The sequence below is a fragment of the Nonomuraea sp. NPDC051191 genome, from assembly GCF_044455665.1.
Taxonomy (GTDB): domain Bacteria; phylum Actinomycetota; class Actinomycetes; order Streptosporangiales; family Streptosporangiaceae; genus Nonomuraea.
Window position 1 is genome coordinate 387,728 of record NZ_JBITEZ010000003.1, and the last position, 12,633, is coordinate 400,360.

The 12,633-nt window shown below is 70.6% G+C and carries 11 protein-coding genes; 6 read left to right on the forward strand and 5 right to left on the reverse strand.

Annotated elements, in window-relative coordinates:
- The first annotated feature begins 102 nt into the window (after window positions 1-102).
- Window positions 103-1,953 carry a translational GTPase TypA gene (gene typA, locus ACIA8R_RS10265; protein WP_357697726.1) on the forward strand — a complete coding sequence of 617 codons (1,851 nt, stop codon included), beginning with the start codon at window positions 103-105 and terminating at the stop codon, window positions 1,951-1,953.
- Between the two features lie 97 nt (window positions 1,954-2,050).
- Here the strand turns inward: typA and ACIA8R_RS10270 are convergent, their stop codons facing one another.
- Both ACIA8R_RS10270 and ACIA8R_RS10275 read right to left on the reverse strand, forming a co-directional pair.
- Window positions 2,051-2,701, reverse strand: coding sequence for a DUF2461 domain-containing protein (locus ACIA8R_RS10270; protein ID WP_364084976.1), 651 nt, complete (start codon window positions 2,699-2,701; stop codon window positions 2,051-2,053).
- A gap of 21 nt (window positions 2,702-2,722) precedes the next feature.
- Entirely contained in the window at window positions 2,723-3,436 is a 714-nt protein-coding gene (locus ACIA8R_RS10275; RefSeq protein ID WP_357697722.1) for a polysaccharide deacetylase family protein, read from the reverse strand.
- Between the two features lie 561 nt (window positions 3,437-3,997).
- Here ACIA8R_RS10275 and ACIA8R_RS10280 point away from each other — a divergent pair.
- Entirely contained in the window at window positions 3,998-4,942 is a 945-nt protein-coding gene (locus ACIA8R_RS10280) for a sensor histidine kinase (protein WP_364084980.1), read from the forward strand.
- Here ACIA8R_RS10280 and ACIA8R_RS10285 read toward each other — a convergent pair.
- Entirely contained in the window at window positions 4,939-5,526 is a 588-nt protein-coding gene (locus ACIA8R_RS10285; protein WP_352324845.1) for a sigma-70 family RNA polymerase sigma factor, read from the reverse strand. The genes ACIA8R_RS10280 and ACIA8R_RS10285 overlap by 4 nt on opposite strands.
- Before the next feature lie 249 nt (window positions 5,527-5,775).
- Here ACIA8R_RS10285 and ACIA8R_RS10290 point away from each other — a divergent pair, with 249 nt between their 5' ends.
- The gene (locus ACIA8R_RS10290) at window positions 5,776-6,849 is read left to right on the forward strand and encodes a PLP-dependent cysteine synthase family protein (protein WP_397037756.1); all 1,074 of its coding nucleotides are present in this window, start codon (window positions 5,776-5,778) and stop codon (window positions 6,847-6,849) included.
- Between the two features lie 13 nt (window positions 6,850-6,862).
- Here the strand turns inward: ACIA8R_RS10290 and ACIA8R_RS10295 are convergent, their stop codons facing one another.
- Window positions 6,863-7,858 carry an ABC transporter substrate-binding protein gene (locus tag ACIA8R_RS10295; RefSeq protein WP_397037758.1) on the reverse strand — a complete coding sequence of 332 codons (996 nt, stop codon included), beginning with the start codon at window positions 7,856-7,858 and terminating at the stop codon, window positions 6,863-6,865.
- Between the two features lie 98 nt (window positions 7,859-7,956).
- Between ACIA8R_RS10295 and ACIA8R_RS10300 the strand changes: the two genes are divergently transcribed.
- The 3 genes from ACIA8R_RS10300 to ACIA8R_RS10310 are packed head-to-tail and all read left to right on the forward strand — an operon-like array spanning window position 7,957 to window position 10,816.
- Window positions 7,957-8,985, forward strand: coding sequence for an iron ABC transporter permease (locus ACIA8R_RS10300; RefSeq protein WP_357697715.1), 1,029 nt, complete (start codon window positions 7,957-7,959; stop codon window positions 8,983-8,985).
- Window positions 8,982-10,025, forward strand: coding sequence for a FecCD family ABC transporter permease (locus tag ACIA8R_RS10305; protein ID WP_397037760.1), 1,044 nt, complete (start codon window positions 8,982-8,984; stop codon window positions 10,023-10,025). The genes ACIA8R_RS10300 and ACIA8R_RS10305 overlap by 4 nt, the downstream gene beginning before the upstream one ends.
- Window positions 10,022-10,816 carry an ABC transporter ATP-binding protein gene (locus ACIA8R_RS10310; RefSeq protein WP_357697711.1) on the forward strand — a complete coding sequence of 265 codons (795 nt, stop codon included), beginning with the start codon at window positions 10,022-10,024 and terminating at the stop codon, window positions 10,814-10,816. Before ACIA8R_RS10305 ends, ACIA8R_RS10310 begins: the two co-directional genes overlap by 4 nt.
- 75 nt (window positions 10,817-10,891) lie before the next feature.
- On the opposite strand, the gene ACIA8R_RS10315 is transcribed toward ACIA8R_RS10310, so the two are convergent.
- A complete protein-coding gene (locus ACIA8R_RS10315) occupies window positions 10,892-12,568 on the reverse strand; it encodes a tetratricopeptide repeat protein (RefSeq protein WP_397037762.1) in 1,677 nt (558 codons plus the stop codon).
- Window positions 12,569-12,633 lie beyond the last annotated feature (65 nt).

The following is a 12,633-nucleotide window of genomic DNA, read 5'->3' on the forward strand; positions in this document are numbered from 1 at the left end:
CGCAGACGCGTTGTCCCGCTCTTGCCACGAGAGGGGATCAACTAGACTTGGTGGGTCGCGACTTCGCGCGGCCGCCCCCACGACACAGAGCGAGAAGTCATCATGCCTTTGAACAGCCGCGACGACCTGCGGAACATCGCGATCATCGCGCACGTCGACCATGGCAAGACCACACTGGTCGACGCCATGCTCTGGCAGTCCGGGGCCTTCCGCGCGAACCAGGACGTCGACGACCGGGTCATGGACTCCAACGACCTGGAGCGCGAGAAGGGCATCACCATTCTCGCCAAGAACACCGCCGTCCAGCACGGCGGCATGACCCTGAACATCATCGACACCCCCGGCCACGCCGACTTCGGCGGCGAGGTCGAGCGCGGCCTCTCGATGGTCGACGGTGTGGTGCTGCTGGTCGACGCCTCCGAGGGCCCGCTGCCGCAGACCCGGTTCGTGCTGCGCAAGGCCTTCGCCGCCAAGATGCCGGTCATCCTGTGCATCAACAAGGTCGACCGCCCCGACGCCCGCATCAAGGAGGTCGTCGACGAGGTCTACGAGCTGTTCATGGACCTCGACGCCACCGAGGAGCAGATCGACTTCCCGATCGTCTACGCCTCGGCCAAGGCCGGCCGCGCCTCCATGAACCGTCCCGACGACGGCGGCATGCCCGACTCGGAGGACCTGGAGCCGCTGTTCGACATCATCAAGTCGACGATCCCGGCCCCCACGTACGACCCCAACGCGCCGCTGCAGGCGCACGTCACCAACCTCGACGCCTCCTCCTACCTGGGCCGCATCGCGCTGTGCCGGATCCACCAGGGCGTCATCCACAAGGGCCAGCAGGTCGCCTGGTGCCGCACCGACGGCACGATCCAGAAGGTGAAGATCACCGAGCTGCTGATGACGGAGGCGCTGGAGCGCAAGCCGGCCGAGCAGGCCGGCCCCGGCGACATCATCGCCATCGCGGGCATCCCCGAGATCATGATCGGCGAGACGCTGGCCGACCCGGAGGACCCGCGCCCGCTGCCGCTGATCACGGTCGACGAGCCGGCGATCTCGATGACGATCGGCACCAACACCTCGCCGCTGGTCGGCAAGGTGAAGGGCTCCAAGGTCACCGCCCGCATGGTCAAGGACCGGCTCGAGAAGGAGCTGGTCGGCAACGTGTCGCTGCGCGTGCTGCCCACCGACCGTCCCGACGCCTGGGAGGTTCAGGGCCGTGGTGAGCTGGCGCTGGCCATCCTGGTCGAGCAGATGCGCCGCGAGGGCTACGAGCTGACCGTGGGCAAGCCGCAGGTGGTCACCAAGACCATCGACGGCAAGGTGCACGAGCCGGTCGAGCGCCTGACGGTCGACTGCCCGGAGGAGTACCTCGGCGCGGTCACCCAGCTCCTGGCCGTCCGCAAGGGCCGCATGGAGCACATGACCAACCACGGCACCGGCTGGATCCGCATGGAGTTCGTGGTCCCGGCCCGCGGCCTGATCGGCTTCCGCACCGAGTTCCTGACCGAGACCCGCGGCACCGGCCTGGTCCACCACGTGTTCGACTCCTACGAGCCCTGGTTCGGCGAGCTGCGCACCCGCAACAACGGTTCGCTGGTGGCCGACAGGTCGGGCCCGGTCACCGCGTTCGCCATGCTCAACCTCCAGGAGCGCGGCACGCTGTTCGTCTCGCCGACCACCGAGGTCTACGAGGGCATGATCATCGGTGAGAACTCGCGTTCCGACGACATGGACGTGAACATCACCAAGGAGAAGAAGCTCACCAACATGCGCTCGTCCACGAGCGAGGAGACCGAGAAGGTCATCCCGCCGCGGACGCTGTCGCTGGAGCAGGCGCTGGAGTTCATCCGCGAGGACGAATGCGTGGAGATCACGCCCGACGCGGTCCGCATCCGCAAGGTCGTGCTCGACGGCGCCACCCGTGGCCGGGCCGCCGCCCGCGCCAAGCGCGCCTGATCCGTCCAGCACGTCCCGCATCACGGCCGCGTGTCACCTTCCCGGTGACACGCGGCTTCTGTGTAGACGGAGCCGGTCACGAAGGCCGGCGATGCGCTCAGCGGCGCGGCAGCTCGCTGCCCCTGACGTGCGCGCACTGCCACTCGACCAGCGCCGCGCAGTCGCGCCAGGCCCGCTCGACGCGCCCGCGCACCTCGGCCGTGTGCACCCACGGCTCGGGCTCGTAGCGGACGCCCGCGAACAGGGACCTGTGGCGCAGCAGCTCGATGCGGGGATGGTCCTCGTCGAAGCCGCGCGGCCTGGTCTTCAGGCGGTCGCCGCCGATCGTGTAGCCGGCTTCGGCGAGCCTGGCCGTGATCGACTCCAGCGGCTTGCCGGTCAGGTCCTCGTCCACGGCCGCGCGGTAGCGGGCGACCTGGTCGGGGGCCTGGGTGTAGCGGCCGCCCGCGACGTACAGGCCGGCGGCGCTGATCTCGACGTAGAAGCCGATGCCGGGCATCAGGTCGACGAACGCGCCCTGATGGGTCTTGTACGGCGTCTTGTCCTTGGAGAAGCGCACGTCGCGGTAGGGCCGGAAGAGCTGGGCCGGGCCGAACTCGTCGGCCAGCTCGTCGGTGAGCTCCGTCATGGGCGCTCGGACGGCGTCCTCGTACAGGTGCTTGTGGCGGGTGAAGTAGGTCTTGGAGTTGTCCGCCTCAAGACCCTCGTAGAAGATGAACGCCTCGTCGGGGAAGCCGGTGAAACCCATGGCCCAAGGGTGCCATGCCGCTCATCGTGCGGTGTACGTGCGGCCCGGCGTGGGCGGACGGCCGTACAGCTCCGAGACGGTCACGAACGTGTAGCCCTTCTTGGCGAGCGTGTCGAGCACCTTCGGCACGGCCTCGATCGTGGTGGGGTGGATGTCGTGCATGAGCACGATCGACCCGGCCTTGGCGGTGTCGGCGCGCCTGACCACGGCGGCGGGCTCGCGATGCAGCCAGTCGAGGGTGTCGACGTCCCACAGGATCTGGGCCAGGCCCTCGCGGCGGGTCTCGGCGGCCACGGCGTCGTCGGTGCTGCCGTACGGCGGGCGCATCACCCGCATCCTGACCCCGGTCAGCCGGTGGACCAGCTCCTGGGTGTGCCCAAGCTCGTGCTGCACCCCCTCGCGCGACAGGCCGGTCAGCGACGGGTGGGACCAGGAGTGGTTGCCGATCTCGTGGCCCTCGTCCACGATGCGGCGGGTGATCCGGCCGCCGGTGTCGGCCGCCACCATCTCCCCCAGCACGAAGAACGTGGCCTTGACCTGGCGTTGACGCAGCAGGTCGAGCAACTTGCCGGTGTAGGGCCCGGGACCGTCGTCGAAGGTCAGGGCCACACACTTGATCTTGCCGCAGTCGAACCTGCGGCTGCGCGGCCAGTCGGCCTGCTGCGCGACCAGCCGCTTGGCCAGGACCTCAGGACTGACCGGCGGCCGGACCGCGGCGGAATGCCGGCGCGGCACCGGTTGAGCGGCACAGCCCACGAGAACGAACAGAACGAACGGCAAAGCCCAAATGCGCATGTTTTCCCCCGAAACACCGCACGCGGGGGCCTCACGGATAGTCCTGAACCGGTCTCCCCCGTAGTTCCCTGGTCAGGTCGTCCCACCAGGGTGGGATGTCCGCGTGCAGCTCCTTGTAGCGGCGCGCCACACGCATGGCACATCCAACCGGATCCGTACCCAGATGACGACGTTTAACCGGACCTTCCTGCCAACGGTAAAACCCGTCCCTGTAATGCACGACGAGACCTATCCAGACCGAGATGGTCGCTCCGTCCCCCACCTCGTACGCGCTGGTGACACCCAGCCCGTGCAGCTCCGCCTGGAGTTTCTCCGTCGCCGCGCGGGCTTCGGTCACACGCCACCCCCTGCCGACGTTCGCATACACATGCGGTGTACCCAGCAACGGGCATCAGTCGTCCAAGACATGGAGTAATCATCAAACTCCGGGGGGTCATCCGCAGGCGATCGACGTTATTGGTCCGGTTGCGCGGCCGGGCCGGCCCTTGTTACGTTTCCGCCGTGCGCCGGGAGCGGGCACAGTCGCTGAAGCACGTCGCGGTACCGTACGACTCGGATCGGGCCTTCCTCGACCTCGTCGTGCCGCGCGTGCGCACCGCGCTGGACGAAGACAGGCGCGTGCTGGTCGTCAACCGACCCGACCGGCTGGCGCTGCTGTCGGAGGCCCTCGACGGCGACGCGCGCCGCATCGACAGCCGCCTGTCCAGCTCCTGGTACGGCCACCCCCACCGGATGCTGGCCGCCTACCACGAGTACACGCGCGGGCGGCCCACGCTCGTCATCGGCGAGCCCGTCTGGACCGATCTGAGCGAGCCGCGGATCCAGGACCTCATCCGCTACGACTCGGTCGTCAACGCCGCCCTCGCCGCGGCCCCGTCCGTCATGATGTGCCTGTACGACCTGCGCCATGTGCCCGAGCCCGTCCGGGAGCTCACCTCGGTCGTCCACCCGCTGGTGCTGGGGGCCGGGGGCGAGACCGCGAGCGGCCGCTTCGTGGAGCCCCACGAGCTGGTGCTCGACGGCGACGACGCGCCGTTCCCCGAGCCGGGCCCGGGGGCCTGCCTGGTGCGTTTCACGGCCCGCGAGCTCAAGCGCCTGCGTCAGAGCGTCGGCGACTACGCCAGGGCGGCCGGAATGGACCGCAACCTCATCTCGTCGCTGGTGCTGAGCGTCTCGGAGATCGCCGCGAACTCCGTCGAGCACGGCGCCGGGTTCGGCACGATCACGATGTGGGTGGAGGAGCGCGACCTCGTCTGCGAGATCGCCGATCCCGGCGGGACGCTCGACGACCCCTTACCGGGCTACATACCGCCGGAGCCCGAGGCCCCACGGGGGTACGGGCTCTGGATCAGCCGGCAGCTCTGCGACCGGGTGCAGATGCGCGACGAAGGCGGCGTGTTACGCGTCCGCCTTCGTCTGTCCCTGGACTCGCCCGGTTCCTCCTAGGCGGCCGCGCGGGGGGCGGGAAGGCGCACGGCGCCCTCCTCCCGCGCGTAGTCCTCCAGCATGCCGCGGAGCTGGCGGCGGCCACGGTGCAGGCGGGACATCACGGTGCCGATGGGCGTCCCCATGCGCTCGGCGATCTCCTTGTACGCGAACCCCTCGACGTCGGCCAGGTAGACGGCCACGCGGAAGTCCTCGGGCAGGGAGCGCAGGGCGTTCATCACGACGCTGTCGGGCAGCCGGTCGAGCGCCTCGGTCTCGGCCGAGCGCAGGCCCGTGGAGGTGTGGGACTCGGCGGCGTGCAGCTGCCAGTCCTCGATGTCCTCGGCGGCCGACAACTTCGGCGAGCGCTGCTTCTTGCGGTAGTCGTTGATGAAGTTGTTGGTGAGGATGCGGTGCAGCCACGCCTTGAGGTTGGTGCCCTCACGGAACTGGTGATAGGACGTGTACGCCTTGGCGACCGTCTCCTGCACCAGGTCCTCGGCGTCGGCGGCGTTACGGGTCAGGCGCATGGCGGAAGCGAACAGCTGCGACGTCACGGGCACGACATCGCGCTCGAACCAGTCCTGACGCTGCTCATCGGTCATAGTGATCAATTTCATTCCCCCTTGCGCTATCCCCCGTTCGGCACAAGCCGCCTGACAGCGTTCCTCATCCTCGCAACTCCCGAGTAAGGGTGGCGTTAGGAGAGTTCGCCTAGGTCAGAAGGGGTTTCAGTCCATCTGGCTCGCGGCGTGCGTGGTCACGTCCACGGCCGGACAAGTCTCATTATCATAACACTACCCACCCAATATCGTAGGAATAGTGGTCAGAGTCACAGGGGATAGCGTATGGGCATGGAATCTGTGGACCGTCACGACACGGGGACACGCCGGTGGGTGGCGGAGGCCATCCGCAAGGTGGAGGCCGACGCCAACCGGAGTTGTGACACTCACCTGCACGTCTTTCCGCTTCCCTCGGACTGGGGTGTAAACCTCTACCTGAAAGACGAATCGGTGCACCCGACCGGTTCACTCAAACACCGGCTCGCACGGTCCCTGTTCCTGTACGGCCTCGCCAACGGCTGGATCGGCCCGGCCACCACGATCGTGGAGGCGTCCAGCGGTTCGACCGCGGTCAGCGAGGCGTATTTCGCCCGGTTGCTCGGCCTGCCGTTCATCGCCGTCATGCCCGCGTCCACGTCGCCCGAGAAGTGCCACCTCATCGAGTTCTACGGCGGGAAGTGTCATCTGGTCGCCGACCCGGGAACGATCTATGACGAATCTCACCGGCTGGCCGCCGAGACCGGGGGCCACTTCATGGACCAGTTCACCTACGCCGAACGCGCGACCGACTGGCGAGGCAACAACAACATCGCCGAGTCGATCTATTCCCAGATGTCCATGGAGCCGCATCCCGAGCCCGCCTGGATCGTGGTGGGCGCCGGCACCGGCGGCACGTCGTCCACGATCGGCCGCTACATCCGCTACCGCCGCCACCCCACCCGCCTGGCCGTGGTCGATCCGGAGGGCTCGGCGTTCTACCCGGGCTGGGTCTCGGGCGACACCTCGGTGACGGCGGCCGGGTCGCGGATCGAGGGCATCGGGCGTCCGCGGGTGGAGCCGTCGTTCCTGCCCAGCGTGATCGACCGCATGATCGCCGTCCCCGACGCCCGGTCGATCGCCGCCATGCACTGGACCCGCGAGGTCACCGGTCTCGACGTCGGCGGCTCGACGGGCACCAACCTGGCGGCCTGCGTCGACCTCGTCAGGGAGATGCGCGAGGAGGGCCGCCAGGGCAGCATCGTCACCCTGGTCTGCGACCGCGGCGACCGCTACAAGGGCACCTACGACAACCCGGAATGGCTGGCCGGCCAGGGGCTGGACCTCGAACCCCATCTGGCCGACCTGCGGGCCTTCCTGCCGCGCTGAGCGTCCGCGCGGGTCAGGAGGCGGGCTTGGCGGGGTCGACCGAGAACGTCTGGGCCAGGTCGTCCAGGATGGCGTGGGCGCCCTGGATGCCCACGGCGCTCATCCACGTCAGGTCGCTGACCTCGTGCTTTTCTCCCTTGAGCCGGCCCCACAGCGGGTTGCCGACGAACTTCTCCTTGGGGCCGTCGCTGGCCGGGTCCGGATAGGTGGCGACGAAGATGTGGTCGGCGTCGAGGTCGGCGATGCGTTCCTGGCTGACGTCCACGGCGATGGCGTCGTCCTTGGTGGGCTGGCCCTCAGGACGCGGGAAGCCGACGTCCTTCAGCACGACCCCGGAGTAGGACTTCTCGACGTACAGCCGGACGGTGGGCTCGCCGGCGAAGCGCACGATCGAGATCGTCGGCAGCTTCCCGCCCTGCTTGTCCTTGATCGCGGCCCCGATCTTGCCCGCGCGCTCCTCGAACGCCTTGATCCTGGAGTCGGCCAGGTCCTCCTTGCCCAGGGCGCGGCCCATGAGCCGCAGGTTGTCCTTCCAGATGGCGCCGGTCGTCTCGCTGAAGACCGTCGGCGCGATCTTCGACAGCTTGTCGTACAGAGCCTCGTGCCGGACCTTGGCCGACACGATCAGGTCGGGCTTGAGCGCGGCGATCTTCTCCAGGCTCGGCTGCTCCAGCGTGCCGACCGAGGTGGCCTCCTTGCCGTACTGGGCGACGAGCGGGCCGAGGTAGTCGGGCAGCTTGGTGTCGATCGACCGGTAGGTGGTGTAGCCGATCACCGGGGTCTCCAGCGTGAGCACCGCGTCCACGAAGCTCTGGTCGAGCGCGACGACCCGCTTGGGCTGCCCGGAGATCTTGGTCGAGCCCATCGCGTGCTCGATCGTCCTGGCGGCCGGGTCGGCCGTCGACGCGGCCGAGGATCCCGCCGGGGTCTCCGTCGAAGTCCCTGTCGAGCCGCACGCGGCCACCCCCGCCACCAGCAGTGCACCGGCCAGCAACCGCCACGCTCTCATCAGAACCCTTTCCCTAGGTAAGGCGAACCTAAATTAGGTTAGCCCTGCCTAACCTGGCATACTTCACCACGATCGGGCAAACAAGGGGAGGAAATCTGGTGACCGCGCTCGCGCCCCGCCTCATCGGCATCCGGCGCCGGCGGCTCGTCCTCCTGCTCGTCCTCCTGGCCGCCGTCGCGGTCGCGGTGGTGCTGAGCATCACGGTCGGCTCGAAGCCCGTACCGCCGGGCGCCGCCTGGCAGGCCCTCACCGCGCCCACCGGCAGCGAGAACGACATCATCATCCGCTCGCTGCGCGTCCCGCGTACCGTGCTCGGGGTGCTGGCCGGGATCGCGCTCGGCGTCGCGGGCGCCCTCATGCAGGGCCACACGCGCAACCCCCTCGCCGACCCCGGCCTGCTGGGCGTCACGCAGGGCGCGGCGTTCGCCATGGTGGCCTCGATCATCCTGCTGGGCGCCTCCAGCCTGCTCGCCTACATCTGGTTCGGCCTGGCGGGCGCCCTGGTGGCCAGCGTGGCGGTGTTCGCGCTCGGCATGACGGGCGGCAGGGGCGGCCCCACCCCGGTCACGCTGGCCCTGGCCGGCACCGCGGTCAGCGCCCTGCTGTACGCCATGACCTCGGCCATCGTGCTCCTCGACGAACAGGCCATGGACGTCTTCCGCTTCTGGCAGGCCGGCTCCATCGCCGCCAGGGGCCCCGACGTGGTCTGGCAGGTGCTCCCGTTCATCCTCGCCGGCCTGCTGCTCGCCCTGGTCAACGCCCCGGGCCTGAACGCCCTGTCGCTCGGCGAGGACGTCGCCCGCTCGCTCGGCCAGAACATCGCCCTGACCAGGACGGTCGGCGTCGCCTCGGTCACCCTGCTGTCGGGCGCGGCGGTGGCGGCCTGCGGCTCGCTGGCGTTCGTGGGCCTGATCGTGCCGCACCTGGCCCGGCCGCTGTCGGGCACCGACCACCGGTGGCTGCTGCCGTACTCGGGGCTGGTCGGGGCGGCGTTGCTGCTGGTCGCCGACGTGATCGGACGCGTGGTCGCCCCTCCGGGCGAGCTGGAGGTCGGCGTCGTCCTCGCGCTGATCGGCGCCCCCTTCTTCGTCGCCCTGGTCCGCCGCAGAAAGCCGGTACGGCTATGACCGCGCTCCCCCTGCGCCTCGGCGCCCTGTCCTGGCGGCTGCGCCTGCGTGCCGTCGCCGTCAGCGTGACCGGGCTGGTGCTCCTGGTGGTGCTCATGGCGCTGAACATGCGCATCGGCGACCTCCCGATGAGCCTGACGGAGGTGCTCCAGGGCACCTTCGACGTCAACAGCGCGGCCCACTTCGTCATCATGGAGCTGCGCCTGCCGCGCGCCCTGACCGGCGCCCTGGTCGGCGCCGCGCTCGCGCTGTCCGGCGCGATCATCCAGTCCATCGCGCGCAACCCGCTGGCCAGCCCGGAGATCCTCGGCGTCACGACCGGCGCCTCGGTCACCGTCGTGGCCGGCGTGGTGGCCAGCGGCAGCGTCTACGGCGGCACCAGCGGCCTGCTGGCCAGCCTGGGCGTCCCCGCGCTCGCGCTGCTCGGCGGCCTGCTCGGCGCGGCCGTCGTCTACGGCCTGGCCTGGCGGCGCGGCCTGGACGGCTACCGCCTGGTCCTGGTCGGCATCGGCGTGGCCGCCGTGTTCACGAACGTGAAGTTCTGGCTGCTGACCGTCGGCGACGTGAACGACACCGGCCGGGCCATGGTCTGGATCAGCGGCTCGCTCAACGGGCGCGGCTGGGAGCACGTCGTGCCCGTGGCGCTCGCGCTGGCCGTGCTCATCCCGGCCACCCTGCTCGGCACCCGCTCGCTCGACGCCCTGCGCTTCGGCGACGACGTGGTCACCGCCCTCGGCGTACGCGTGAACGCGGCCCGCGCCCTGCTGATCCTGGCCGCCGTGCTGCTGGCCGCCGTGGCCACCGCCTCGGCCGGGCCGATCGCGTTCGTGGCGCTCGCCTCACCGCAGATCGCGCTCAGGCTGGCCCGCTCGGCCCGGCCGCCGCTGCTGTGCTCGGCGGTCACCGGGGCCGTGCTCACCGCCGGGGCCGACCTGATCGCGCGGACCGTCTTCTCGCCGATCGAACTGCCCGTCGGCATCGTCACGGCCGTGCTGGGCGCACCGTACCTGATCCACCTGATCTGGAGGGCACGCAAATGAGGCTGCAGGCCGCGGGCGTCAAGCTCGGCTACGGCGACCGGACCATCGTGGACGGCCTCGACCTCGGCATCGAGGCCGGCACGGTGACCACCATCATCGGCCCGAACGGCTGCGGCAAGTCCACCCTCCTGCGCGCGCTGGGCCGCCTGCTCAAACCCCAGGGCGGCCAGGTCCTGCTGGACGGCAAGCGCATCGACGCCATCCCCACCCGCGAGGTGGCCAAGGTCCTCGGCGTGCTGCCGCAGGCGCCCTCGGCCCCCGAGGGGCTCACCGTGGCCGACCTGGTCGCCAGGGGACGCCATCCGCACCAGACGTGGTACCGGCAGTGGTCCTCCGACGACGAGTCGGCGGTCGCCGCGGCGCTGTCCATGACCGGCCTGGCCGACCTCGCCGAACGTCCGCTCGACGAGCTGTCGGGCGGCCAGCGGCAGCGGGCGTGGATCTCCATGGCCCTGGCCCAGGGCACCGACCTGCTGCTGCTCGACGAGCCCACCACGTTCCTCGACCTGGCCCACCAGGTGGAGGTGCTGGAGCTCGTCCGGCATCTGCACGAGCAGGCGGGCCGCACGGTCGTCATGGTCCTGCACGACCTCAACCTGGCCGCGCGCTACGCCGACCGGCTGGTGGCCATGCGCGCCGGCAAGGTCGTGGCCGCGGGCGCCCCGCACGAGGTGCTGACCGAGGAGCTGCTGCGCGAGGTGTTCGAGCTGGACGCGAAGATCATCGAGGACCCGGTCGCGGGGACGCCTCTCGTGGTGCCGATCGGGCCGCTCGCGGCTCCGCGAGCCTGACCCGCCGCACCGGCGACAGCGCCACGCCCGCCGCGATCACCAGCCGGCCCGCCCCGGCGAAGGCCGCGCATCCCCTCAGACCTCGGCCAGCGCCCGTCCGACGTCCTGGTCGTCCGGGGCCAGCTCGGCGGCTCGGAGCAGGTCCTGTCTGGCCTCCTTCGCCCGGCCCAGCTCCCGGTAGACCATCGCCCGGTTGAACAGCAGCTCGGCCGTCTCCGTCAGCTTCAGCGCGCGGGTCAGGTCGGACAGCGCGCCGTCGTGGTCGCCGCGTTCGAAGGCGGCCACGGCACGGTTCCCCCACGCGGCGGCCAGGTCGGGGTCGATCTCCAGCGCGCCGTCGAAGGCCGCGTACGCCTCCGGGTAGCGCCCCTGGGCCGTCTCCACCTGGCCGAGCACGCACAGCAGGTGGGCGTCGCGCGGCCGGAGCGCCAGGCCGCGCTCCACGTCGCGTCTGGCCTGCTCGTACTCGCCGTGGAGGGCGAGCAGGCCGCATCTGTTGACGTACGCGGGGGCGAAGCCGGGGTCGAGCTCCAGCGTGCGGTCGAGGTCGGCGCGGGCGCCTTCGAGGTCGCCGGCCGCGAACCGCAGCTCCGAGCGGTTGTAGTACGCCTCGGGGAAGGGCGGGCTGAGCCGCATGACGGCCTCGTAGTCGGCCAGGGCCTCGGCCGGTCTGCCCAGCATGTTCAGCAGGTTGCCACGGTCGAGGTAGTAGTCCGGATAGCCGGGGTCGGCGTCGATCGCCGCGGTGTAGTCCGCCAGCGCCTCGTCGTACCGGCCGGCCTGGGCCAGCAGCTGGGCCCTGTTGGCGCGCAGCACCAGCAGGTGGACCGGGTGCTCGCCCGCCAGGTGCTCCTCGGCCAGCGCGACGGCCTGCTCGACCAGCCGCAGCGCGGCGTCGGGACGCCCCGCGCGCAGCTCGACCAGGGCCTTGCCGTTGAGGTCGAAGCCCAGGTGGAAGGCCCGTTCGCGGACGTCGGGCAGCAACGACGTGATCGTGACGGCCTCGTTGATCCACGCCATCGCCTCGCCGGGGTCGCGGCGCGCGGGGTCGTGGTGGCGTACCAGGATCATGGCGGTGGCGTAGGCGATCGTGGCCCGGTGCTTGGGGTCGGTGCTGACGCGCCTGGCCCGGTCGTAGAGCTCGCGGGCCTCCTCCTCGCGTTCCACGGCCTCCAAGGCGGCGGCGACGCGCTGGACGAGCGTGCGCCACCCTTCGGGGTCGTCCTCGTACGCCATGCCGCGCAGCGCCTCCGTGCCCGACTCCGCCATCGCGTGATGGAAGCCTTCGTCGCGGTAACGGTCGAAGTCCCCGCACAACGGGCCCTCACCGGGCGACGACGGGCCTTCCTCGACGCGCAGCAGCCCGGGGTCGAGCCGGCGGCGCAGCACCTCGACCAGCTCGGCGTCGGTGTGGTCGGCCTCGCCCAGGTTCGACACGACGAGCGTGAGCGGCCCCGTGACGGTCAGCAGCTCGCGGACGAACTCGGCCAGCCCGTTGGCGATCCTGAGGCTGCGGCGCGCCCCCGGGATGAGGATGCGCTGCGCCCTCGGCAGGTCGTCGGCCAGCGAGCGCCTGCGCGCCGGGACGAGCGGCCGCAGGCGGGGCGCCGCGACCCGGAGTTCCACGTCGTGGGCGGCCACCAGGTCGGGCCGCCGGTCGAGCGCCTCGGGGACCAGCAGGTCGAGCAGCGCGGCGGCCATCGTGTAGGGGCCGGCGGCCCGGCGGTCGGCGTCCAGGGCGATCGTCCTCACGACCGCCCCCTTCCCAACGGTCGGCGTTCCCGTGCGGAAACGCCGACCCAGAGACAGGTCAAACG

Excerpts from the sequence above, each read along its gene's own strand:
- ACIA8R_RS10290 (WP_397037756.1), top strand. The coding sequence starts at position 5,776 with ATGGAATCTGTGGACCGTCACGACACGGGGACACGCCGGTGGGTGGCG.
- ACIA8R_RS10310 (WP_357697711.1), top strand. The coding sequence starts at position 10,022 with ATGAGGCTGCAGGCCGCGGGCGTCAAGCTCGGCTACGGCGACCGGACC.
- ACIA8R_RS10285 (WP_352324845.1), bottom strand. The coding sequence starts at position 5,526 with ATGACCGATGAGCAGCGTCAGGACTGGTTCGAGCGCGATGTCGTGCCC.
- ACIA8R_RS10295 (WP_397037758.1), bottom strand. The coding sequence starts at position 7,858 with ATGAGAGCGTGGCGGTTGCTGGCCGGTGCACTGCTGGTGGCGGGGGTG.
- ACIA8R_RS10305 (WP_397037760.1), top strand. The coding sequence starts at position 8,982 with ATGACCGCGCTCCCCCTGCGCCTCGGCGCCCTGTCCTGGCGGCTGCGC.
- ACIA8R_RS10270 (WP_364084976.1), bottom strand. The coding sequence starts at position 2,701 with ATGGGTTTCACCGGCTTCCCCGACGAGGCGTTCATCTTCTACGAGGGT.
- typA (WP_357697726.1), top strand. The coding sequence starts at position 103 with ATGCCTTTGAACAGCCGCGACGACCTGCGGAACATCGCGATCATCGCG.